The sequence below is a fragment of the Thermus oshimai DSM 12092 genome (assembly GCF_000373145.1).
GTDB lineage: Bacteria > Deinococcota > Deinococci > Deinococcales > Thermaceae > Thermus > Thermus oshimai.
The window spans coordinates 134,088-156,258 of the sequence record NZ_KB890602.1 but is presented as its reverse complement, the minus strand read 5'-3'; the positions used below and the strand labels follow the sequence as shown (position 1 = coordinate 156,258).

The window sequence follows — 22,171 nt, the reverse complement described above, 5'->3', positions numbered from 1 at the left end:
GGGGTATGAACCCCGTAAGGAGGCCAGTTCATGGGGTACCGCATCTGCTTGATTGAGGGCGACGGCATCGGCCACGAGGTGGTTCCGGCGGCCCGGGCCGTGCTGGAGGCCACCGGGCTTCCCCTGGAGTTCGTGGAGGCCGAGGCGGGTTGGGAAACCTTTGAGCGAAGAGGGACCTCCGTCCCCGAGGAAACCGTAGAGAAGATCCTCTCCTGCCACGCCACCCTCTTCGGGGCCGCCACCAGCCCCACCCGCAAGGTGCCGGGGTTCTTCGGGGCCATCCGCTACTTAAGGCGGCGGCTGGACCTCTACGCCAACGTGCGCCCGGCCAAGAGCCGCCCCATCCCGAATAGCCGCCCGGGGGTGGACCTCATCATCGTGCGGGAGAACACGGAAGGGCTTTACGTGGAGCAGGAACGCCGCTACCTGGACGTGGCCATCGCGGACGCCGTCATCTCCAAAAAGGCCAGCGAACGCATCGGGCGCGTGGCCCTAAGGATCGCCGAGGGCCGGACCCGTAAGACCCTCCACATCGCCCACAAGGCCAACGTCCTCCCCCTCACCCAGGGGCTCTTCCTGGACACCGTGCGCGAGGCGGCCAAGGACTTCCCCCTGGTGAACGTCCAGGACATCATCGTGGACAACTGCGCCATGCAGCTCGTCATGCGCCCCGAACGCTTTGACGTGATCGTCACCACCAACCTCCTGGGGGACATCCTCTCCGACCTCACCGCGGGGCTCGTGGGGGGCTTGGGCCTCGCCCCTTCGGCCAACATCGGGGACACCACCGCGGTCTTTGAGCCCGTGCACGGGTCGGCTCCGGATATCGCCGGCCAGGGGATCGCCAACCCCACGGCGGCCATCCTCTCCGCGGCCATGATGCTGGACTACCTGGGGGAAAAGGAGATGGCCCGGAAGGTGGAACGGGCGGTGGACCTGGCCCTGGAAGAGGGCCCCCTTACCCCCGACCTCGGGGGAAACGCCACCACCAAGGCCTTCACGGAAGCGGTGATCCGGGCCCTGGGGCGGGTGTAGGGCGTAGGGGTTCCGGAAACCCCCGGGGCGCCCCGGGGGTTTCGTGGTATAGTAGCCCTATGTAGGGGCCAACCTGGAGGGCAGGGCCAAGGGCAGCAGCCCACAGGGGGGTGGAAGGGCTTCGTTAAGGAGTTTGCGCTATGCTATTTTCTAATAGAGGATTAAGGTTCAGGAAGGAGGGCACGTGGTTCAAAGGCTCTTTCGTCAGGGCGCACTGAGCCGTCTATTCAAACCCCGGGTTGAGGCCCTGGGCCTGGAGATCGGGGCGGCGCACCTCAAGCTGGTGGAGCTTTCCGGCAACCCCCCGGCCCTCAAGGCTTGGGCCATGCGGCCCACCCCCCCGGGCACCCTCGTGGACGGGCTCATCGCCGAGCCCAGCGCCTTAGCTCAAGAACTCCGGGAGCTCCTCGCCGAGGCCAGGACCAAGAAGCGCTACGTGGTCACCGCGGCCCCCAACCTCTCGGTCATCCTGCGCACGGTCCAGGTGCCCAAGATGCCCGCCAAGGAGATGGAGGAGGCGGTGCGCTGGGAGGCGGAGCGCTACATCCCCTTCCCCATAGACGAGGTGGTCCTGGACTACGCCCCCCTCACCCCCCTGGAGGAGGCCGAGGAGGGGGAGCAGGTGGAGGTCATGGTGGGGGCCGCCCGGAAGGAGAGCGTGGCGGGGCTCATCGAGGCCCTGAGGGGGGCAGGGCTCATCCCGGTGGTGGTGGACGTGAAGCCCTTCGCGGGGCTCTACCCCCTGGAAGAAAAGCTCACGGAAGGTCCGGTGACCCTTTCCGTGGACATCGGAGCGGAGAGCACCAGCCTGGTCCTCACCCAGGGGGACCGGCCCCTTTACGTGCGCATCCTCACCCTCTCCGGCAAGGACTTCACCGAGGCCATCGGCAAGGCCTTCGGCCTGGACCTCCTCAGCGCGGAGGAGGTCAAGCGCACCTATGGCCTGGCCACCATCCCCACGGAGGACGAGGAACTCCTCCTGGACTTTGACGCGGAGAGGGAACGGTACAGCCCGGCCCGCATCTATGACGCCATCCGCCCCGTGCTGGTGGAGCTCACCCAGGAGATCCGGCGGAGCCTGGAGTTCTTCCGGGTGCAGATGGGGGACCTCCAGCCCGAGGTGGGCTACCTCACGGGGGGCGGGAGCAAGCTCCGGGGCCTCCCCACCCTCCTCACGGACACCCTGGGGGTGAGCTTTGAGGTGCCCAACCCCTGGGAGGGCATCGCCGTGGACCCCAAGCGCTTTGACCTGGAAGAGCTCAAGGGCCTGGCCCCGGAGTTTATGGTGCCCGTGGGCCTGGCCTTAAGGGGGGTGAGTCCGCTTGATTAGGCTGAACCTCCTCCCCAAGGACCTTAGGCGCCGGGTGGAGCCCGGCTGGTGGCGGCTTGCGGCCTCCCTCCTCGCCCTTTTCGTCCTCCTCACCATGGGTTTCCTCCACTACACCGCCCTTACGGAGCTCAATCTGGCCCGCTCGGAGCGGGATGCCCTGAAGGCCGAGGTGGAGGCCCTAAGGCCCTTCATCGCCGAGCAGAACCGGCTCCAGCGGGAAAGGAAGACCCTCGAGGCCCTCCTCGCCATCCGGGAGGGCCTGAGGAAGGGGTTCGTGCCCTGGTCGGAGTACCTGGCGGCCTTCATCGGGCAGATCCCGCGCACAGGAGGCCGGTTCCCCGTGGCCCTCCGCTCGGTGAACACCCGCGCCCTCTCGGAAGAGGAAGCCAAGCAGGCCGCCCAGAACGGGGCCTACGACGGCAAGACGGTGCGGGTGGAGTTCACCGTCCAGGGGGAGGCCCTGAACCGGGAAGCCCTGGTGGGCTTCGTCCGGGCCTTCGAGTCCTCCCCCCGGTTCGGGATCGAGTTCCAAGGGGCCACGCTGGATCGGGACCGGGGGCTTTGGACCTTTTCCGCCCGCATAGGGGCCATGGGAGGTGAGCGCAGTGCTCAACCTTAGCCTAAGCCGGCTGGGCCAGCGGGAGTGGGCCCTTCTCGTCATGGCCCTCACCGTGATCCTGGCCCTCCTCTGGTACTTCCTCCTCATCGCCCCCATCCGCCAGGAAACGGAGGCGGTGCGGAACGAGATCGCCACCCTCATCCCCGAGCGGGACCGGGGGCGCCAGGCCCAAAGGGCCCTGCCGGAACTCCGGGCGGCCATTGCCGAGCTTCAGGCGGAGCGCCAAGCCTTCCTAAGGGCCCTTCCCCGGGAGGAGCGGCTTGGGGAGGTGCTGAACGCCCTCCTCTCGGAGGCGGCCCGGAGCGGGGTGACCGTGCGGGCCCTAAACCGCTCCCCCACCTCCGCCCCTGTCCCGGAGGTGCGGGCGGTGAACCTGGCCCTATCCCTGGAGGGCCCCTTCCCGGAAACCTACGCCTACCTCGGGCGCCTGGAGGGGCTTTCCCGCTTCAGTTCCATCTCTGGGCTTTCCCTGGCGGTGGCCGGGGAACCTAGCCTGAACCCCACCCTGAACACCAGCCTGACCCTAACCCTCTACATGTTGGCCAAGGACGTGGAAGAACTGGAGCAGGCGTCCGGAACCCCGGGCGGGGGAGGTGGACAGTGAAGGAACCAGAGCGGGGCACCCAAACGACCCTGGCCCGCTTCCTCTCGGGCCTGCGCAACCTGCCCCAATCCACGAAAATTCTCCTGGTAGCCCTCCTCCTGGTGGGAGGGGTAGCCCTGTGGTACGTGGGGCTCTACCTGCCGGCCCAGGGGGGGCCGGCGGCGGCGGAACCCCCCCAGGCCGCCCCCNCCCCCGGCCCCATCGAGGCCCCCCCTATCCCGCCCCTCACCCCCAGCGAGGAAGCCAAGACGGAGCCCCAGACCCAGACCCAAGCCCCTCAGGCCGAACCCCCAAAAGTCGAGGAACCCCCCAGGACCGTGGCGCCCCCACGGGCCGTTCAGGCCACCACCCCGCCGCCCAACCCCTTCGTGCCCCTGGTGGTGGAAGCCCCCGCCCCACCCATCCAGCCCCAGCCCGTAAGCCCCATCCCCAGGGGCGAGCCCGTGGTGGTGGCCCCCCCACCCCGGGTGGAGGTCCGCCCGCAGGCCCCTCTGCCCACCGCTACCACCGGCCGTACCCCCTTGCCGGGGACCGCGGGGGCCTTGCCCGCCCCTAAGGTCCTGACGCCCACGGCCCGGGTGGAAACCCCGGCCCTACCCCAAGAACGGGTGGCCCCCCAGGCCCCCCTCACCCTGGTGGAAGCGCCTTTACCCCAAGAGGCGGGCCCTTCCGCACAGGAGGGGGTTCCCCCAACCCCAACCCCTGCCCCCAAAACCCCCCTCGAGGCCCTGGTGGAGGAAAAGGGCTTGAAGCTTTCGGGCACCCTCCTGGGCCCGGTGAGCGTGGCCATCCTGGAGAGCAAGGACGGGTACCTGGTGCTGCCCGCAGGCAGCCCCATCCCGGGTAGCGAAGCCATTGTGAAGGGTATTGAGGAAGGCCGGGTTACGCTGGCCCTGAAGGAGGAACGTATGGACCTGACCCTATCGGGAGGTGGCGAATGAGGTTTTCCAAAGCCGTTGGACTGGCCCTCGGCGTGGGCTTCGGCCTTTTGGCCATGGCCGGGAGCTTCCCCGATGAGCCCCGCTTCCGGGTCCCGGTGAATTTGAAGGTGGAAAGCAGTCCAGTTCAAACCCGGCTCACCCTGCCCCTGGACGTGGTCCTCGAGGCCCTGGCCAAAAGCGCGGGCCTCCAGCCCCTCATCTACCGGGCCTACGACCCCACAGGGGACCCCGCCAAGGCCGCCCCGGCCCTGCCCAACGTGAAGCTGGACTTCCAGGGCAAGCCCTTCCGGGAGGTGTGGGACCTCCTCTTCGCCACCTACGGAACCCAGTACAACCTGGACTACCTCTTCCTCCCCCCCGATGTGGTGGTGGTGGCCCCCAGCCAGGTGATCACCGCCTTGGTGGATGCGCCAAGCCGGACCGGGGCCGCGGAACGAAGGCCCTACATCCTGGCGGTTCCCGAGATCGCCTACCGGCGCACGGAGGTGGACGCCCAGGGCCAGACCCGGACGGTGGTGAACATAGACGGGGCCAAGGCCTGGGTGCAAAACGACCTCCTCCCCTTCCTCACCCGGGAGGCCGCGGGGATCGGGGTGAACTGGATCGTGGTGGAGGAGGCCGGGCGGCTTAAGGCCATCCTCTCCGTCCTGGCCACCCCCGAGCAGCACACCCGCTTTGCCGACCTCCTCCAGCGCTCGGGGATTGACTTCCGTCCCCTCCCCCCCCTGGCCCGGCCCGAGCCCCGGGTGGAGAAGAGCTACGCCCTGAAGCACGCCACCTTCCCCGAGCTCCTGGCCTTCCTCCAGGCCCAGGTGCCGGGGGCCCAGATCACCCCCCTCCCCACCGACCCCAAGCGGGCCGTGGTCCTGGCCACGGAAGCCGACCACGCCAAGCTTGCCGGGCTCCTCCAGGCCGCCGACCTGCCCAAGGCGGTCCGCCGGGTCTACACCCTGCAGAACACCACCCTCGAGGCCGTAGGGGAAAGGCTAAGGGCCCTCCTCTCCAAGGAGCTTCCGGCCGCCCGCCTGGAGGCCATCCCCGGCAACCCCAAAGCCCTCCTCCTGGAAGCCCCCGAAAGCGAACAGGCCCTCTTCGCCGAACTCCTCAAAGCCGTGGACGTGGCCGAGGCCCCGCCCCCCCCTCCCCAGGAGGCCACGGTGCGCAGGCTCTTCCCCCTGCGCTTCGCCGACGCGGAGAAGGTGGCCCCCTTCCTGGCCCGGGAGGTGCCAGGCGTGGTGGTCCAGACCGTGCCCGGGCAGCGGATCCTCTCCGTGCGGGGCACGGAAGCGGCCCTAAAGGAGGTGGAGGCCCTCCTTTTGCAGATTGACCGGGCCCCGGAGCAAGGCCCCGCCCTCTTCCAGCGCACCTACCAGCTCTCCAACGCCAAGGCCAAGGACCTGGCCGCCGTTCTGCAGGAGGCCCTGAAGGCCAAGACCGGCCCCCAGCCCCAGGCCCAAGGCCAGGAGGCCACGGCCACCCCCACCGCCACCGTGGTGGCCGACGAGCGCACCAACACCCTCATCGTCACGGGGACCGCGGAGGACCTGGCCCTGGTGGAAGGCCTCATCCCCCGGCTGGACCAGGCGGTGCCCCAGGTGAACCTGAGGGTGCGCATCCAGGAGGTGCAGAGCAACTTCAGCCGCGCCCTGGGCCTCAAGTGGAACACCATCGCCGGGGGGAACGTGGCCGCCAGCATCGTGGACGCCGGGCTTTCCCTCATCTTTGACTCCACCAGGAGCCTCGCCGCCCTCAACATCATGGCCACCCTGGACGCCCTGCAGCGGCAGGGGCTTTCCCGGGCCCTAAGGGACGTGAACCAGACGGTGCTCAACAACCAGACCGCCCGCCTCCAGTCTGGGGAGACCTTCCTCATCCGCCGGGTGGTGGGGGACCAGGTGGAGCGGGTGCCCTTTGACATCGGCATCATCGTGGAGGTCACGCCCCAGATCACCGCGGACGGCCAGATCCTCCTCAACATCAAGGCGGAGGTCTCGGGGAACGTGCAGCGGAACCCCGTGGACGGGGACGTGGACCGCTTCACCAAGCAGGTGGTGACCACCACCCTCAGGGTCCGGGACGGCCAGACCGTGGTCCTGGGGGGCCTCACCTCCCAGGAGAACAACGAAACCGTCCAGGGGGTGCCCTTCCTGATGGACATCCCCCTCATCGGGGAGCTCTTCAAGCAACGGACGGGGGAAACCACCGACCGGGAGCTCCTGGTGGTCATCACCGCGGACGTGCTGAAGGAAACGGCGAGCAGGCCCTAAAGCCTCCCTCCCGACCCCCCCCGCCCTAGCGGGGGGGTTTTTCCTTTCCCGCGAAAAGGCCCTAGAATGGGCCCATGAGGTTCCTCACCGCCGGCGAATCCCACGGGCCCGAACTCCTCGCCATCATCGAGGGCCTCCCCGCGGGGCTCCCCCTCACGGAGGAGGACATCAACCCCTGGCTGGAAAAGCGGCAGGGGGGGTACGGCCGGGGCAGGCGGATGGTCATCGAGAAGGACCAGGTGGAGTTCCGCGCTGGGGTCAGGGCCGGGCGCACCACCGGGGCCCCGGTGGCCCTGGCCATCCGAAACGCCGACTTCCGCAACTGGGTGGAGATCATGGACCCCGCCCCGGGGAACGAACCCCGGAAGAAGGCCCTCACCGCCGCCCGGCCCGGCCACGCGGACCTGGCGGGGGGGATGAAGTACGGGCACAAGGACCTGCGGGACGTTCTGGAACGGGCCAGCGCCCGGGAGACGGCCATGCGGGTGGCCGTGGGGGCGGTGGCCCTGAAGCTCCTCCGCCTCCTCGGGGTGGAGGGGGTGGGGTACGTGGTGGGGATGGCGGGGGTGTGGAGCGGGGTGCCCTTCCGCTGGGACCTCCTTCCCCGGATAGAGGAAAGCCCAGTGCGCATGACGGACCCCGCCGCCGAGGAGGAGGTCATCCGCCGGGTGGACCAGGCCAAGGCCGAGGGGGACACCCTGGGGGGGATCATCGAGGCCCGGTTCCGGGGCCTGGTGCCGGGCCTGGGGAGCCACGTGCACTGGGACCGGAAGCTGGACGGCCGTCTCGCCCAGATGGCCCTCTCCATCCCCGCGGTGAAGGGGGTGGAGATCGGCCCCGCCTTTGAGAACGCCATGAAGCGGGGCTCGGAGGTGCACGACCCCATCTACTGGGACCCCGAGCGGGGGTTTTACCGCAAGACCAACCGGGCGGGGGGCCTCGAGGGCGGGATGACCACGGGGGAGGAGCTCATCCTGCGGGCCGCCCTCAAGCCCATCGCCACCCTGATGAAGCCCCTCCCCACGGTGGACGTGGTGACCCACGAGCCCAAGGACGCGGCCCGGGAGCGCTCCGACACCACCGCCGTCCCCGCGGCCAGCGTCATCCTCTGCGCCCTCACAGCCATCGTCCTGGCCCAGGCCTACCTAGAGAAGTTCGGTGGGGACACCATGGAGGAGGTCCAGGAACGGGTGGAGCGGTACCGGAAAAGGGTGAAGGCCTACTGATGCGGCGCATAGAGGTGCCCCGCCCCGCCACCTTCGTGAGCCTCACGGGGTTCATGGGGGTGGGGAAAAGCCGCGTGGGGCGGGAGCTGGCCCGGGCCCTCATGCTCCACTTCATAGACCTGGACCGCTTCATTGAACGGCGCACCGGCCTCTCCATCCCCGACATCTTCCGCTACCTGGGGGAGGAGGCCTTCCGCCGCCTGGAGAAGGAGGCGGTGGCGGAGCTTTCGGAGAAGGACCACCTGGTGCTCTCCTTAGGGGGAGGCACCTTCGTGGACCCGGAAAACCGGGCCCGCCTCCTCGCCCGGGGGCCGGTGGTGGCCCTTTGGGCAAGCCCCAGGACCATCCTGGAGCGGGTGGCCCGCAAGCCCGGGGAAAGGCCCCTCCTCCAGGGGGAAGACCCCTTGGGGCGGATCGAGGCCCTCCTCCAGGCCCGAGCCCCCATCTACCAGGAGGCCCACATCCACGTGACCACGGAGGGGCGGCGGGTGGAGGAGGTGGTGGAGGAGATCGTGGAGGCCCTTTGGCGGTATGCAAAGGCTCGAGGTGCGTGAACCCAGGCCCTACCCCATCCTCATCGGGGAGGGGGTTTTGCAGGAGGCGAGGAGGCCGGAAGGCCCCCTGGCCCTCCTCTACGACACCAAGGTGGCCCCCCTGGCCGAGAGCCTGGCGGAGGCCTGGGGGGTGGAGCACCGCCTGGGCCTGGAAGGGGGGGAGGGGGCCAAGACCCTAGGGACCTACGGGCGCGTGCTCTCTTGGCTGGCGGGGAAGGGCCTTCCCCGGAACGCCACCCTGCTGGTGATGGGGGGCGGGACCTTGACGGACCTCGGGGGGTTCGTGGCCGCCACCTACCTGCGGGGCCTTTCCTACCTCTCCTTCCCCACCACCACCCTGGCGGTGGTGGACGCGAGCGTGGGGGGGAAGACGGGGATCAACCTCCCCGAGGGGAAGAACCTGGTGGGGGCCTTCCACTTCCCTATAGGGGTGTACGCGGAGCTTAGGGCCCTCAAGACCCTCCCCCCCTTCACCTTCAAGGAGGGGCTGGTGGAGGCCTTCAAGCACGGCCTCATCGCGGGGGACGAGGCCCTTATGCAGGTGGAGGACCTCACGCCGGAAAGCCCCCGCCTCGAGGCCTACCTGGCCCGGGCGGTGGCGGTGAAGGTGGCCGTGACGGAGGAAGACCCGCTGGAAAAAGGCAAGCGGAGGCTCTTAAACCTCGGCCACACCCTGGGCCACGCCCTGGAGGCCCATAGCCGCCACGCCCTCCCCCACGGGGCGGCGGTGGCCTACGGCCTCCTCTTCGCCGCCCTTTTGGGCCGGGCCCTGGGGGGGGAGGACCTGGTGGGGCGGGTGGAGGGGCTCCTCCATTGGCTCTCCCCCCCNCCCCCGCCCACCCCCCCCTGGGAGGACCTCCTCCCCTACCTCCTCCGGGACAAGAAGAAGGTCTCGGAAAGCCTCCTCTGGGTGGTCCCCCTGGCCCCAGGCCACCTGGTGGTCCGCCCCCTACCCGAGGGGCTCCTGAAGGAGGCCTACGCCCTCTGGCGGGCCCGGCTATAGCCCAAGGCCGGTGGGGCGGAGCACCCCCCCTTTGGCCTTGCCGAAGTCCAGGGGGAAGCGCCCTCTTTCCGTTTCCAGGACGATGAGGCCCAAAGGCTCGTCCTTCCCCTCCCACCCCACCCCCTCCCCCAGGGCGAGCCTCAGGGCCCGGGGGTCTTCCGGGGCGAGGGAGAAGAGGGGCAGATGAGGCCAGGGAAGGCTCGCCCCGAAGGCTAGGGCCAGAGCCTTGGCCGGGAGGAAGCGCCCCTTTTGGACCTTGCCCAGGTAAAGCCCCGGGGCGGGCACCCGGAGGCCCGCAAGGAGGGGGAGCTCCTCCGGGGGGAGGTAGAGGTGCCCCTCCCGGGGAAGGAAGGGGCCTTCTAGCTCCAGGCCCAGGGCCTCCAAAAAGGCCCTAAAAGGGCGCTCCAGCTCCTTGGGGAGGGGGCCGAGGCGCTCCTTTGGGGGGGTGCCCGCGGGGCCCTCCCCTTTCCGGAAACGGGCCAGGAAGTGCCCCTCGCCCTCGAGGCGGTGGGGCCAGAGCCGGGCGGTCTTGGCAAGCTCTGGGTTCCCATCCCCCCACTCCGGCACCCCGGGGGCGAAGAGGGGGTGGAAGCGGGCCTCCTCCAGGTGGAGCTCGGGGTGGGCCTTCAGCACCCGGGCCACCACCCCCTCGTTCTCCTCCGGGGCGAAGGTGCAGGTGGAGTAGACCAGAACCCCCCCGGGGGCGAGGAGGCGGACGGAAAGGGAAAGGAGCCCCGCCTGGAGCTCCGCCATGCGCCTGGGGGCGGAGGGGCCCCAGCGCCGCCTCGCCTCCTCGTCCTTGCGGAACATCCCCTCCCCCGAGCAGGGGGCGTCCAGGAGCACCCGGTGGAAGTACCCGGCAAAGCGCTCCAGAAGGGCCTTCGGGGGCACCTGGGTCACGAGGGGAGAAGCCCCCCAGCGCTCCACGTTCTCCAAAAGCCCCCGCACCCGCTTCCCGTCCACCTCGTTGGCGAGGAGGAGGCCCTTCCCCTCCATGCGGGCGAGGAGGTGGGTGGTCTTCCCCCCGGGGGCCGCGGCCAGGTCCAAGACCCTTTCCCCAGGCTTGGGGTCCAGGAGCACCCCCACGGCCTGGGCGCTGGGCTCCTGGATGTAGTAGAGCCCGGCGTAGAAGAAGGGGTGGGGGCCGGGCCGGGCCTCCTCCGGGTAGTAAAACCCCTCGGGGCACCAGGGGATGGGCCTTAAGGGCCAGGGGGCGAGGGCCTTTAGGTCCTCCGGGGAGAGCTTCAGGGTGTTGGTGCGCAGGCCATAGGTCCGGGGGCCGGTGAGGGCCTTCCAAAAGGCGGGGTACTCCTCCCCCAAAAGCTCGGCCATGCGGGCGAGAAAGGCCTTGGGCCACACGCTACGCACCCTAGCACAGGGTAGACTCTTCTGGATGATCCTCGCCCTGGGGGCCGACCTGGTGGAGATCGCCCGCGTGCGGGCCCTCCTGGAACGGCATGGGGAGCGGGCCCTAAGGCGGCTTTTCCACGAGGAGGAACGCCTTTACGCCCTAAGGCACCAAGACCCCGCCCCCAGCCTCGCCGCCCGCCTGGCGGCCAAGGAGGCCTTTCAGAAGTGCTGGCCGGAAAGCCTCTCCTGGAAGGCGGTCTGGGTGGGGATGGAGGGGCGGAAGCCCACCCTCCGCTTCGCTCCCGAGCTGGAAGCGGCCCTGCGGGAAAAGGGCCTGAAGGCCCTCCTCACCCTAAGCCACGAACGGACCCACGCCCTGGCGGTGGTCCTCCTGGTCAGAGAAGCCTCAGGATGAGGGCGTAGCGGTAAACCTCCCCCCGACCCGCGGCCAAAGCCCCCTGGACCATGTTCCAGAGCATGAGGAAAAGGAGGAAAAGGCCCAGGGGCACCGCCACCACCAGGCCCACCACCGTGAGGGCCAGGAGCAAAAGGGCGAGGCCGTAGAGGGTGTAGCTCACCTGGCCGTTTAGGGACTCCTTGGCGTGGGCCTGCACGAAAGCGCTTTTAGGCCCCCAAAGGAGGATGGCCAGGGGAAGGAGGATCTGGCCGATGAGGAGAAAGTACCCCACCAAAGGGGCCAGGTGGGCCACCACCGCCCAGGTGCGCTCCGTTTCCTCAAAGGGCTTGGGGTTCATGGCCCAAGCTTACCCCATCTCCGCTTCCTCCCTCAGGCGGATGGGGCCTTGCTTGTGGGGTTTTAGGCCCACCTTGTCCTGGTAGAAGGCCCGGATCTGGGCGAAGTCCTGGAGGAGGTTCCCGCTGGGCTGGAGGTACCCCCCCACCCCGAGCTCCTTGCGCTTCGCGTCCAGGTAACCGAAGGCGATGGGGACCCCCGCCGCCCTCGCCATGTGGTAGAAGCCGCTCCGCCAGTAGGGGGCCTGGGCGCGGGTGCCCTCGGGGGTGATGAGGATGACCAGATCTTCCTTCTTCAAAAGCTCGGCCACCTCCTCCACCAGCCCCGTCCTCCGGCTCCGGTCCACGGAGATCCCCCCCAAGGCCCTTAAGAGGAAGCCCAAGGGAGGGGAGCGGAAAAGCTCCTTCTTCCCCAGCCACCGCCCCCGGATCCCCAAGGCCCAAAGGCCGAGAAGGGCGAAGAGGAAGTCCCAGTTGGAGGTGTGGGGCGCGCCGATGAGGACGTAGCGCTTCCCCGGGGGTAGGTGTTCCACCAGCCGCCACCCCAGGAGGCGAAGGAGAAGCCTGGCCAAAAACCGCATAACGCCAAGTATACCAGCCCGTGGTACACTTAGGGGATGGGTGGGGTTAGCCCACCCCTTTTCGTGGGGGAGCATGTACAGGGTTGTCATCGTAGGCCGGCCCAACGTGGGCAAATCCAGCCTTTTTAACCGCCTCGTGGGGAGGAAAAGCGCGGTGGTGGCCGACACCCCCGGGGTGACCCGGGACCTCAAGGAGGAGGTGGTGGAGACGGACACCGGCCGCTTCCTCCTGGTGGACACCGGGGGGCTTTGGTCCGGGGACCGGTGGGAGAAGAAGATCCAGGAGAAGGTGGACCGGGCCCTGGAGGAGGCGGACCTGGTCCTCTTCGCCGTGGACGGCCGCGCGGACCTCACCCCGGCGGACCACGAGGTGGCCGAGTACCTGCGCCGGAAGGGCAAGCCCGTGCTCCTGGTGGCCACCAAGGTGGACCACCCCACCCACGAGCACTACCTGGGCCCCCTCTACGCCCTGGGCTTCGGGGACCCCATCCCCACCTCCAGCGAGCACGCGCGGGGCCTCGAGGACCTCATTGAGGCCATCTGGCAGCGGCTTCCCGTGCGCCAGGAGGAGTCCGAGCCCGAGGTGGCCGCCATCCGCCTGGCCATCGTGGGGCGGCCCAACGCCGGGAAAAGTAGCCTCTTAAACGCCATCCTGGGGGAGGAGCGGGTCATCGTCTCCGAGGAGCCCGGCACCACCCGGGACACCATTGACGTCCCCGTGGACATCGGGGGCCAGCGCTTTATCCTGCTGGACACCGCGGGCATCCGCAAGCGCCCCGAGACCTTTGTGGAGGAGCTGGCCATACGGCGGAGCCTCAGGGCCATAGGGGAAGCGGACGTGGTCCTCCTGGTGGTGGACCCCTTCCAGGTGGGGGACCGGGAACTGAAGCTCGCCAACGAGGCCTTGGAGAAGGGAAAGCCGGTGGTGCTGGTCATCACCAAGTGGGACCTGGTGCCCAAGGAGGAGGCCCAAAGGATGCGCCGCCTCCTAAAGGAGAAGCTCGCCCACCTGGACCATCTGCCCCGGGTCTACACCTCCGCCCTCACCCGGCAGAACCTGGAGAGGATCTTCCAGGAGGCGGTGCGCCTCCACGAGCTCAACCACACCCGCATCCCCACCTCGGAGCTCAACCGCTGGGTGGGCGTCTGGACCAGCCGGGTGCAGATGCCCAACTTCAAGGGCAAGCCCCTGAAGATCCTCTACGCCACCCAGCCCGAGGTGGCCCCCCCCACCTTCGTCTTCTTCGTGAACCATCCGGAGTTCGTAACCCGGGCCTTTGAAAACTACCTGAAAAACCGCATCGGGGAGGACCTAGGCCTAAAGGAGGTTCCCTTCCGCCTGGTCTTCCGCGGGAGGCGGGAGGAAGGGAGCGAACGCTGAGGGCTTTCGGTGGGGCTCCTTGGCGGAGCGCCGAAGCACCTTTTCTAGCGAAAAATCCCCACCTCCGGGTAAAAGCGCGCCGAACCCCCTTCCTGGGGAGCTTCGGTGGGGTACTTAAATCCCGTACTCCGCCCAGCGGGCGTCCACCAGGGCCTTTATCCGCTCGTCCATGCGGATCCTTTCCGGCCAGACCCGGGTGAAGCCCTCCTCGGGGAGCTTCTTGGTTCCGTCCAGGACCAGAACCGGCCCCTCCACCCCGTCCATCACCCGCGCGTCCCGCTCGGGGTCTATGTTGTTGAGCACCGCCCAGAGGAGCTCCTCCGGGCTCAGGGCGGTGTCGTGGTCCGCCAGGAGGAGGAGGCGGATCCCCGCGCTTTCCGGGGTCCTAAGGAGCCTCTCCGCCAGGCGGAAGGCCTGGCCCGGGGCCTCCTTCCTTAGGGTCACGCCCCAGACCCCCGGCCACTGGCGCTGGGCCAGGGCCTCCGGGTCCTCGGGAAGGTGGGAATGCGCCTTCGGGGTGAAGGGCACCTCCTCCCCCTCCTCGGGGAGCTTGCGCGTGCCGTCTATGACCAGCTTTCCCCCATAGGCGAAGGCCCGGGCGCTGTGGTCCAGGACATCCATAGGCCCCCTAAGGAAAAGGGTGTCCCGCCCGGGGAGGGCGTGCCGTAGGGCGCGGAGGAGGGTCTCAAAACCGGGCTTTAGGGGCACGCCCTCGTCCACCACCACCAGGACCTTGGCGAACATCATCTGCCCGAGGCCCAAAAGGCCGTAGGCCACCTTGTAGGCCTGCCCCGGGTACTCCTTCCTCAGGGCCACGTTCACCCAGTTGTGGGCCACCCCCTCCGGGGGCAGGTGGTAGTCCGCCACCTCGGGCAGGACCAGGCGGAGGGCGGGGAGGAAGAGCCTTTCGGTGGCCTCAATCAGGTAGGCGTCCTCCATGGGGGGCACGCCCACGATGGTGGCGGGGTAGACCGCACCCTTTCGGTGGGTGATGGCCGTCACGTGGAAGCGGGGGTAGAGGTCCACCGGGGTGTAGAAGCCGGTGTGGTCCCCGAAGGGGCCCTCCTCCACCAGGGGCTCTTCCGGGTCAATGTAGCCCTCGAGGACGAACTCCGCCTCCGCGGGCACCGGGAGGTCCACCATGACCCCCCGGGCGAGCTCCATGGGGGCCCCCCGGAGGAAGCCCGCCAGGTGGAACTCGCTCACGCCGGGGAGGGGGGGCAGGGGGGCGGTGGCCGCGTAGGTGAGGACGGGGTCCCCCCCCAGGGCCACGGCCACCGGAAGCTTTTGCCCAAGCCGCTTGGCCTTTTCCAGGTGGCGGCGGCCCACCTTGTGGAGCTGCCAGTGCATGGCGGTGGACCTTTGATCCAGCACCTGCATGCGGTACATGCCGAGGTTGAGCTCCCCCGTCTCCGGGTCCCGGGTGATGACGAGGGGCAGGGTGATGAAGGGCCCCCCGTCCAGGGGCCAGCACTTGAGGACGGGAAGGCGGAAGAGGTCCACCGCCTCGCCCCTTAGGACCACCTCCTGCACCGGGGCCCGGGCCACCCTCTTCGGGAAGAACCCCTTGAGGAGGGGCAGCTTGGGGAGGAGGCCCAGGAGGGCGGAAAGCCCTCCCTTCCCTGGGTTTAGGGCCAGGAGGGTTTCCACCTTGCGGGCGAGCTCGTCCAGGTCCTCCACCCCCAGGGCAAAGGCCGTGCGTGCCCGGGTGCCGAAAAGGCCGATGGCCAGGGGGAAGTCCTTCCCCACCACCTTTTCAAAGAGTAGGGCGGGGCCGCCCCGCTTCACCAGGCGGTCTGCGATCTCGGTGATCTCCAGCTCGCTCGTGACGGGGACCCTCACCCGCCTAAGCTCCCCCCGCCGCTCCAGCGCCTCCAGGTAGGCCCCGAGGTTCCTAAACACAGGGAGAAGCTTACCCTTTCCCCCGGGGTCCGGAAACCCGAGGGGCTACACTTCCAGCACCCGGTGCTCCAGCCGGAAGGCCTTGGGGGAGCCGTGGACCAAGACGGCCTCGAGGCGCACCGGGAGGTCGTCCCGCCCGAGGAGGAAGAGGGCGCTTTTTAGAAGGCGGCGTACCTTCTTTGGGGTTAGGGCCTCGAGGGGGGTCCCGAAGGCCGGGGTGGCGCGCTGCTTCACCTCCACCACCACGTACACCCCGTCCTTTTCCATAAGGAGGTCCACCTCCCCAAAAGGCGTGCGCCGGTTCCGCCCCAAAAGGCGGTAGCCCCGCTCCAGGAGGTACCGGCAGGCCACCTCCTCCGCCCAGCGCCCCCTTAAGGCGCCCATTCCTGCACCGGAACCCCGTCCAGGTAGAGCCGGAAGCGGGCCTCGCCCAGGGCCTCGTAGCTCCCCTGAAGGAGGAGGCCCGCCTGGCCCTCCCCCTCGTAGACCACCCGCTCCCCCCGGGCGTCCAGGAGGGTGACCCGCACCCCTTGCCCCTCGGCCTCCGGGGGCAGGGTCAGGCTGAGCTCCACCGTCCGGGTCTGGGGAGCCGGAGGCTCGGGGGGAAGGTCGGGCACCTCCACCCGGCCCTGGACCGCCACCCGAAGCCTGACCCCGCTCCCAGGGGGAAGGGGGGTGCCGGGGGCGGGGGCCTGGTCCAGAACCTCCCCCTGGGGCCTCCCCGAGGGCTCCTCCTCCACCTGGGCCAAGAACCCTGCGGCGTTCAGGAGGAAGAGGGCCTCCTCCCGCCCCAAACCCCGGAGGTCGGGCAGGGGCACCGCCTCCCCCACCCCCTGCCCCCGGGAGACCAGGAGGTCCACAGAAGCCCCTGGGGCGAGGGGGGTGCCCGCGGGGGGGAAGCTGGAAAGGACCGTGCCCAGGGGGGCCTCCCCCTCCACCTCCGCCACCCGGCCGAGGAGAAACCCCATGGCCCTAAGGCGCTCCTCCGCCTCCTCCCGGCGGAGGCCCTTCAGGTCGGGCAGGGGGGTGAGGCGGGCCTGGTTCAGGGTGATGCGCACCGTCCGCCCCGCCCTGAGCCGGGTCCCCGGAGGGGGGTCCTGGGCCAGGACCGCCTCCTTGGGCTTGGTGGGGTCGTTCCCCTCCTCCACCAAAAGCTCCAGCCCCGTGTCCTTAAGGAGGGCGAAGGCCTCCCGGGCGGAGCGGCCCACCAGGTCGGGGACCGCGTACTCCGGAGGGTTGAAGTAGCGGTAAAGCCCCTGGAGGAGGAGGAGCAGGCCCAGGAGGGCCAGAAGAAGCCCCGGGGCCACCCGCACCCAGAAGCCCCCGGGCTTTCCCCCCGGGGGACGGCGGAGGAGGGGCCAGGGGGCCAGGTAGGCCACCCCCCCCTCGGCCATGGCCAGGTGTTGGGGGCCGAAGCCCAAGGGCACGAGGGCCTCCAGGGCCGCCTTGGGTGGGGCCTTGCGGGAGAGGGGTTTTTCCGGGAAAAAGGCGTAGTAGCGCCCGGGCTTGGCCGACACCGTGGCCTCCAAAAGCCCCATCTCCTCCAGGCGGCGGAGGGCGGCCCGGTAGCGGTAGAAGCGCTCCTTGTCCTCGGGGGTGCGGACGTCAAAGAGGAAGAGGACCCCCCCCTCCACCCGGTACAGGGTGACCCCGTCCCTGGCCTCCAGGGTCTCCAGCACCGGGTAGCGCTCGTCGATCACCATGCGGGGGCGATTATACTACGGGCGGTATGTGGGACGTTTTGGTGGTGGGTGGAGGACCTGCTGGGCTTTCCGCGGCCCTTTTCCTAGCCCGGGCCGGGCTGAAGGTGCTGGTGCTGGATGGGGGCCGCTCCAAACTCAAGGGGGTGAGCCGGGTGCCGAACTTCCCGGGCCTCTTAGAGGAACCCTCTGGGGAAGAGCTTTTGGACCGGCTAAAGGCCCACGCGGAGCGCTACGGGGCCGAGGTAAGGCCGGGCACGGTGAAGGGCATCCGCGACCTGGGCGGGGTCTTTGAGGTGGAGACGGAGGAAGGGGCGGTGGAGGCGGAAAGGCTCCTCCTCTGCACCCATAAGGACCCCACCCTGCCGAGCCTCTTGGGCCTCGAGCGCCAGGGGGATTTCATCCACACCGACGAGAAGGGGCGCACCCGCTACCCCCGGGTCTACGCCGCGGGGGTGGCCCGGGGGAAGGTGCCCGGCCACGCCATCGTGAGCGCGGGGGACGGGGCCTATGTGGCCGTGGCCCTGGTCTCCGACCTGCGGGGGGAGCCCTACAAGGACCACACGACCTAAGCGCCCTGGGGTTGAAAAACCCTCATGGCGCTCGCAGGAAAGGCGCGCTGGGCATTTTTCCTGGGGCCCCCACCGAAGCTTTCGCTTCGGTGGGGTACCTAGACGGGCCTTCCCGCCATCATGAAGCTCGCGGTCATCCCCCCGTCCACGGGGAGGATGGCCCCGGTGATGAAGCTCGCCTTCTCCGAGGCCAAAAAGAGCACCGCCTCCGCCACCTCCTCGGGGCGGCCCAGGCGCCTTAGGGCGTGGAGGTCCTCCCAGTCCCTCCGGGTCCTTTCGGGGTCCTCGGAAAGGGCGATGGCCTCGAGGACCGCCTCCGTGGCGATGGCCCCGGGGGCCACCGCGTTCACCCGGATGTTCAGGGGGGCGAGGTCCAGGGCCAGGGAGCGGGTGAGGTTCACCAAACCCCCCTTGGAGGCGTTGTAGGCGGCGTTCTCCTGCTCGGCGAAAAGCCCCTGGACGCTGGCCACGTTCACGATGGCCCCACCCCCCACCCGCATCATCCTGCGGGCGGCCAGGGCGGAAAGGTGCATGGGGGCGGTGAGGTTCACCTCCAGGACCTTCCGCCACTCCCCCAAGCCCACGGTAAGGGCCGAGCCCGGGGCGGAGATGGCCGCGTTGTTCACCAGGACGTCAATCCGCCCCAAGGCGTGCTCCGCCTCCTCCACGAAGCGCACTCGGTCCCGTTCGTCGGCCAGATCCCCCTGGACGAAAAACCCCCCCAAGGCCTCGGCCACCTCCCGCCCCTCGGGGCGGAGGTCCAAAAGGGCCAAGAAGGCCCCCTCCCGGGCGAAGGCCTGGGCGATGGCCCGGCCGATGCCCCGGGCCGCCCCCGTGACCAGAACCCCCTTGCCCTCAAAGAGCCCCATCCCGCACCTCCTCCAGGGCCTCCATCACCCGCTCCCGGGGAAGCGCCCCCTGGTAGATCTCCTTTCCGCCCCCCTTGGCCCCGAGGGCCTTCAGGCGCTGGAAGACCCCTTCCCGCCCAGGCCCGAGGAGGGCGAAGCGCCCCTCGGGGGAAAGGAGGAGGAAGGTCCCATCCCAGGCGAGGAGCCTTTTGGCGAGCTCCCCGAGAACGGGAGCGGGCACCAGGAGGGCCTTTTCCTCCAGGGCCCTGGGGAGGAGGGCCTCCACCAGGGCCTCCTTCAGGGCCAGGTTCTCCCCCTTGAGGGCGTAAAGCTCCTCCTGGAGCTTCCTTAAGGGCTTTTCCAGATCTAAAGGCTGGGTGGAGAAGGAAAGGGCGAGGCGCTGGAGGAGGGCGTGCTTGGCGTGGTAGTCCTCCAGGGCCTCCCACCCCGCCATGAAGTGGACCCGCGTTCCCCCCTTGTACCGCTCCCACCTGAGGACCTTGATGGGCCCCGCCTGGGCGCTGGTCTTCAGGTGGGTCCCCCCGCAGGCCGCCAGGTCAAAGTCCCCGATCTCCACCAGGCGGACCTGGCCCCTCACCTTGGGGGGGCGCCTCAGGGGGTAGCGGGCAAGCTCGGACTCCTCCACATAGAAGGCCCTCACCGGGTAGTCCGCGTACACCGCGTAGTTGGCCAGGGCCTCCGCCTCCCGCACCCTTTCCTCCTCCACCTCCTCCCCCAGGTCCACCGTGCACACGGGCCCGTCCAGGCTCACGGCCACCGTGCGGTACCCCCCGGCCCGGAGGAGGGCCTGGGAGAGGATGTGCTGGGCGGTGTGGCGCTGCATGTGGCGGAAGCGCCTTTTCCAGTCGATCTCCCCCTCCACCTCCGCCCCCTCAGGGATGGGGGCGGAAAGCACGTGCACCACGTCCCCAAAGGCCTTTTCCTCCTCGTAGACGTGGAGGACCCGCACCTCGCCGAACTCCCCCCTTAGGACCCCGTGGTCCGCGGGCTGCCCCCCCGCCTCGGGGTAGAAGAGGGTCTGGGAAAGGACCGCGCGGTGCCCTTCGGCGTCGCTCCAGGCCCGCTGGACTTTGGCCTGGAAGCGGGTGGCGTAGCTGTCCTCGAGGTAGAGCCTCATCCCCTTATCCTAAAGGGGTGGAGCGCCTGGACCGGCTCCTTGCCCGCCTGGGCCTAGGAAGCCGCAAGGAGGTGGGCCGGCTCATCCGCGCAGGAGGGGTGCGGGTGGGGGGGGAGGTGGTCCTGGACCCCGGCTTCAAGGTGGGGGAAGGGGCCCTTTTGGAGGTGGAGGGGAGGCCGGTGCGGGTCTTCCGCCACCTCCACGTCCTCCTCCACAAGCCCAAAGGCTACGTGACGAGCCGCACGGAAGGGCCCTCCGTCTACGCCCTCCTTCAGGGCTTCCCCACCCGGGACCTCTCCCCCGTGGGCCGGCTGGACAAGGACACGGAGGGGCTCCTCCTCTTCACCACCGACGGGGAGCTCCTCCACCGCCTCACCCACCCCCGCTTCAAGGTGGCGAAGCGCTACCTGGTCCACCTGGAGCGCCCCGCCACGGCAGAAGACCAGAGGGCCTTCCGGGAAGGGCTCTTCCTGGATGGGGAAAGGCTTCTCCCTGCGGAGCTCCTCATAGGGGAGGACCCCACCCGGGTGGAGCTCGTCCTAAGGGAGGGGCGCTACCACCAGGTGAAGCGCATGTTCGCCCAACGGGGCAACCGGGTCCTCTACCTCAAGCGGCTCGCCTTCGGGCCCCTGGAGCTGGGGAACCTCCCCTTGGGGGCGGCCCGGGTCTTGGAAGGGGAAGAGGAAAGGGCGCTCTACCGGGCGGTGGGGCTAGGGGGCGAGCACCCGTAGGCTGAGGCTCAGCTCCAAGGGCTCCCCCCCGGCTTCCGCCGGCTCCAGGGCGTAGCTTTCCACCCAAAGGGGGGCCTTGAGGGCGGAGAGGGCCTCGAGGTAGCCCAGGACCCCGGCGTAGGGTCCCCGAAACTCCAGGGCCAGGCGCCAGGCCCGCACCTCCCCCACGGCCTCCGCTTCCCCCGGACGCAGGGCCAGAAGCTCCAAGCCCTCCTCCTCCGCCAGCCGGAGAAGGGTTTCGTAGACGGAAGGGAGCTCCCCCGGCCCCACCGGGGCCTCGGCCAGGGCCTGGGGGAGCCTCTGGGCCAGGGCCTCCGCCTCCCGCTCCAAGGCCCTAACCTCCCGCCGCGCCTCCTCGTACCACGCGTAGGCGGACACCACTCCCCGGGCGCTCCAGAGGAGCACCAAGAGGGGCAGGAGGAACCATAGCCAGGCGGGTAGCTTCATCGGCGAAGTATGCGGGAGAGGTCAAAGAGGGGCAGATACAGGGCCAAGGCGACGAGGAGCATTATACCTCCTAAAAAGACCGTAAGGGCAGGTTCTATGCTGGAGGAGAGGCGCTTCACCCCGTGGTCCACCTCCCTTTCCAGGTGGAAGGCCGCCTGGTAGAGCATCCTTTCCAGGCTGCCCGCCTCCTCCCCCACCAAGGTAAGGCGCACCAGGATGGGGGGGAAGAGGGGTTCCCGGGCCAGGGCCACGCTTAAGGACTCCCCCCGCACCACCCGCTCCAGGACCCGGTCCAAGGCCTCCGCCAAGGCGGCGTTCCCCAGGGTGTCCCGGGTGGCCTCGAGGGCCTGGGTGATGAGGACCCCCCCCTCGTAGAGGGTGGCCAGGGTGCGGGCGAAGCGGGCGATGGCCGCCTTGTGGAGCACCGGCCCCACCAAGGGAAGCCGCAGGAGGAGCCCGTCCAGGACCCTGGCCCCCACGGGGGTGCGGCGGTAGGCCCGGAGGAGGTAGAGCCCCGCCACCAGGGCCAGGAGGATCCAGGGCAGGTTAGCGCGGGCGAACAGGGAAGCCCCGATGAGGAGGCGCGTGGGCAGGGGGAGCTCCGCCCCCGCCGCCCCGTAAAGCCGGGCGAAGACGGGGATGACGAAGAGGAGGAGCACCGCCACCGCAAGCCCCATCACCGCCACCACGAAGGTGGGGTAAAGCAGGGCGGTTCTCACCTTTTCCCTGAGGTCGTGGCTCCGGTCCAGGTACTCCGCGATGCGCCGGAGGACCACCTCCAAGGCCCCCCCCACCTCCGCCGCCCCCACCAGGGCCCGCACCAAAGGGGGAAAGACGGCGGGATAGCTCTCCATGGCCTGGGCCAGCCCCTCCCCGCCCTCCACCCGCTCCCGCACCCCCCGGGCGGCCTCCTTTAGGAGGGGGTGGCGGCTTTCCAGGGAGAGGGTGTGCAGGGCCTGGGCCACGGGCACCCCCGCCCCCACCAGGGTGGCGAACTCCTCCATGAAGAGGACCAGCTCCGGCAAAGGCACCCCGCCTCGAGGGGGGCGCCGGACCCGCTCCAAGCGCAGGGGGTAAAGGCCCATCTCCCTTAGGCGCCGCCTGGCCCCTTGGGGGCTTTCCGCCTCCACCACCCCCCGGAAGACCCGCTCGCCCCGTTCGTCCGTGGCCTCGTAGAGGAAGCGCATGC

The 22,171-nt window shown here is 69.5% G+C and carries 22 protein-coding genes; 12 read left to right on the top strand and 10 right to left on the bottom strand.

Annotated elements, in window-relative coordinates; all coding sequences use genetic code 11:
• The first annotated feature begins 30 nt into the window (after positions 1 to 30).
• The 8 genes from B043_RS0100910 (at position 31) to B043_RS0100870 (ending at position 9,579) form a co-directional block, all read left to right on the top strand.
• On the top strand, positions 31 to 1,035 hold the full coding sequence (locus tag B043_RS0100910) for a homoisocitrate dehydrogenase (protein WP_018460602.1): 1,005 nt from the start codon (positions 31 to 33) through the stop codon (positions 1,033 to 1,035).
• 184 nt (positions 1,036 to 1,219) lie between these two features.
• Positions 1,220 to 2,365 carry a type IV pilus assembly protein PilM gene (pilM, locus tag B043_RS0100905; protein WP_018460601.1) on the top strand — a complete coding sequence of 382 codons (1,146 nt, stop codon included), beginning with the start codon at positions 1,220 to 1,222 and terminating at the stop codon, positions 2,363 to 2,365.
• Complete coding sequence (locus B043_RS0100900) at positions 2,358 to 2,984, top strand: hypothetical protein (protein ID WP_016328708.1); 627 nt, start codon at positions 2,358 to 2,360, stop codon at positions 2,982 to 2,984. The genes pilM and B043_RS0100900 overlap by 8 nt, the downstream gene beginning before the upstream one ends.
• Before the next feature lie 40 nt (positions 2,985 to 3,024).
• Positions 3,025 to 3,588, top strand: coding sequence for a type IV pilus inner membrane component PilO (locus tag B043_RS0100895; protein WP_211207610.1), 564 nt, complete (start codon positions 3,025 to 3,027; stop codon positions 3,586 to 3,588).
• 937 nt (positions 3,589 to 4,525) lie between these two features.
• Positions 4,526 to 6,796, top strand: a complete 2,271-nt coding sequence (locus tag B043_RS0100885) for a secretin N-terminal domain-containing protein (protein ID WP_018460599.1) — start codon at positions 4,526 to 4,528, stop codon at positions 6,794 to 6,796.
• A gap of 74 nt (positions 6,797 to 6,870) precedes the next feature.
• Entirely contained in the window at positions 6,871 to 8,022 is a 1,152-nt protein-coding gene (gene aroC / locus B043_RS0100880; RefSeq protein ID WP_018460598.1) for a chorismate synthase, read from the top strand.
• On the top strand, positions 8,022 to 8,576 hold the full coding sequence (locus B043_RS0100875; RefSeq protein ID WP_016328703.1) for a shikimate kinase: 555 nt from the start codon (positions 8,022 to 8,024) through the stop codon (positions 8,574 to 8,576). Before aroC ends, B043_RS0100875 begins: the two co-directional genes overlap by 1 nt.
• A complete protein-coding gene (locus B043_RS0100870) occupies positions 8,554 to 9,579 on the top strand; it encodes a 3-dehydroquinate synthase (RefSeq protein WP_018460597.1) in 1,026 nt (341 codons plus the stop codon). Before B043_RS0100875 ends, B043_RS0100870 begins: the two co-directional genes overlap by 23 nt.
• On the opposite strand, the gene rsmF is transcribed toward B043_RS0100870, so the two are convergent.
• Entirely contained in the window at positions 9,574 to 10,938 is a 1,365-nt protein-coding gene (gene rsmF / locus B043_RS0100865) for a 16S rRNA (cytosine(1407)-C(5))-methyltransferase RsmF (RefSeq protein WP_018460596.1), read from the bottom strand. The two genes, B043_RS0100870 and rsmF, sit on opposite strands and share 6 nt — an antisense overlap.
• A gap of 34 nt (positions 10,939 to 10,972) precedes the next feature.
• Here rsmF and B043_RS0100860 point away from each other — a divergent pair, with 34 nt between their 5' ends.
• On the top strand, positions 10,973 to 11,344 hold the full coding sequence (locus B043_RS0100860; RefSeq protein ID WP_018460595.1) for a 4'-phosphopantetheinyl transferase superfamily protein: 372 nt from the start codon (positions 10,973 to 10,975) through the stop codon (positions 11,342 to 11,344).
• Here B043_RS0100860 and B043_RS0100855 read toward each other — a convergent pair.
• Together B043_RS0100855 and B043_RS0100850 are read right to left on the bottom strand one after the other, a co-directional pair.
• Entirely contained in the window at positions 11,325 to 11,684 is a 360-nt protein-coding gene (locus B043_RS0100855) for a DUF4870 domain-containing protein (RefSeq protein ID WP_016328699.1), read from the bottom strand. The genes B043_RS0100860 and B043_RS0100855 overlap by 20 nt on opposite strands.
• Before the next feature lie 9 nt (positions 11,685 to 11,693).
• The gene (locus B043_RS0100850; RefSeq protein ID WP_018460594.1) at positions 11,694 to 12,263 is read right to left on the bottom strand and encodes a 1-acyl-sn-glycerol-3-phosphate acyltransferase; all 570 of its coding nucleotides are present in this window, start codon (positions 12,261 to 12,263) and stop codon (positions 11,694 to 11,696) included.
• Between the two features lie 73 nt (positions 12,264 to 12,336).
• Here B043_RS0100850 and der point away from each other — a divergent pair, with 73 nt between their 5' ends.
• The gene (gene der / locus B043_RS0100845) at positions 12,337 to 13,644 is read left to right on the top strand and encodes a ribosome biogenesis GTPase Der (RefSeq protein ID WP_018460593.1); all 1,308 of its coding nucleotides are present in this window, start codon (positions 12,337 to 12,339) and stop codon (positions 13,642 to 13,644) included.
• A gap of 114 nt (positions 13,645 to 13,758) precedes the next feature.
• Here the strand turns inward: der and B043_RS0100840 are convergent, their stop codons facing one another.
• From B043_RS0100840 to B043_RS0100830, 3 genes are read right to left on the bottom strand one after another with little or no spacing between them, the layout of a single operon-like run.
• Entirely contained in the window at positions 13,759 to 15,546 is a 1,788-nt protein-coding gene (locus tag B043_RS0100840; RefSeq protein ID WP_018460592.1) for a menaquinone biosynthesis decarboxylase, read from the bottom strand.
• Positions 15,547 to 15,591: 45 nt separating this feature from the next.
• Positions 15,592 to 15,930: a YraN family protein gene (locus B043_RS0100835; protein ID WP_016328695.1), complete on the bottom strand. Its 339-nt coding sequence runs from the start codon at positions 15,928 to 15,930 to the stop codon at positions 15,592 to 15,594.
• Positions 15,918 to 17,249, bottom strand: a complete 1,332-nt coding sequence (locus tag B043_RS0100830) for a PASTA domain-containing protein (RefSeq protein WP_018460591.1) — start codon at positions 17,247 to 17,249, stop codon at positions 15,918 to 15,920. The genes B043_RS0100835 and B043_RS0100830 overlap by 13 nt, the downstream gene beginning before the upstream one ends.
• 26 nt (positions 17,250 to 17,275) lie before the next feature.
• Between B043_RS0100830 and B043_RS0100825 the strand changes: the two genes are divergently transcribed.
• Entirely contained in the window at positions 17,276 to 17,818 is a 543-nt protein-coding gene (locus B043_RS0100825; protein ID WP_018460590.1) for an NAD(P)/FAD-dependent oxidoreductase, read from the top strand.
• 98 nt (positions 17,819 to 17,916) lie between these two features.
• Here the strand turns inward: B043_RS0100825 and B043_RS0100820 are convergent, their stop codons facing one another.
• Both B043_RS0100820 and B043_RS0100815 read right to left on the bottom strand, forming a co-directional pair.
• Complete coding sequence (locus tag B043_RS0100820) at positions 17,917 to 18,687, bottom strand: SDR family NAD(P)-dependent oxidoreductase (protein WP_018460589.1); 771 nt, start codon at positions 18,685 to 18,687, stop codon at positions 17,917 to 17,919.
• Positions 18,674 to 19,804, bottom strand: a complete 1,131-nt coding sequence (locus B043_RS0100815; protein WP_018460588.1) for an alanyl-tRNA editing protein — start codon at positions 19,802 to 19,804, stop codon at positions 18,674 to 18,676. The genes B043_RS0100820 and B043_RS0100815 overlap by 14 nt, the downstream gene beginning before the upstream one ends.
• A 17-nt stretch (positions 19,805 to 19,821) precedes the next feature.
• Between B043_RS0100815 and B043_RS0100810 the strand changes: the two genes are divergently transcribed.
• Complete coding sequence (locus B043_RS0100810; protein WP_018460587.1) at positions 19,822 to 20,535, top strand: pseudouridine synthase; 714 nt, start codon at positions 19,822 to 19,824, stop codon at positions 20,533 to 20,535.
• Here the strand turns inward: B043_RS0100810 and B043_RS0100805 are convergent.
• Both B043_RS0100805 and B043_RS0100800 read right to left on the bottom strand, forming a co-directional pair.
• Positions 20,515 to 20,982 (bottom strand): hypothetical protein, encoded by a 468-nt coding sequence (locus B043_RS0100805; RefSeq protein WP_018460586.1) that lies wholly within the window; start codon positions 20,980 to 20,982, stop codon positions 20,515 to 20,517. The two genes, B043_RS0100810 and B043_RS0100805, sit on opposite strands and share 21 nt — an antisense overlap.
• A complete protein-coding gene (locus tag B043_RS0100800; protein WP_018460585.1) occupies positions 20,979 to 22,169 on the bottom strand; it encodes a type II secretion system F family protein in 1,191 nt (396 codons plus the stop codon). The genes B043_RS0100805 and B043_RS0100800 overlap by 4 nt, the downstream gene beginning before the upstream one ends.
• Positions 22,170 to 22,171: the final 2 nt, after the last annotated feature.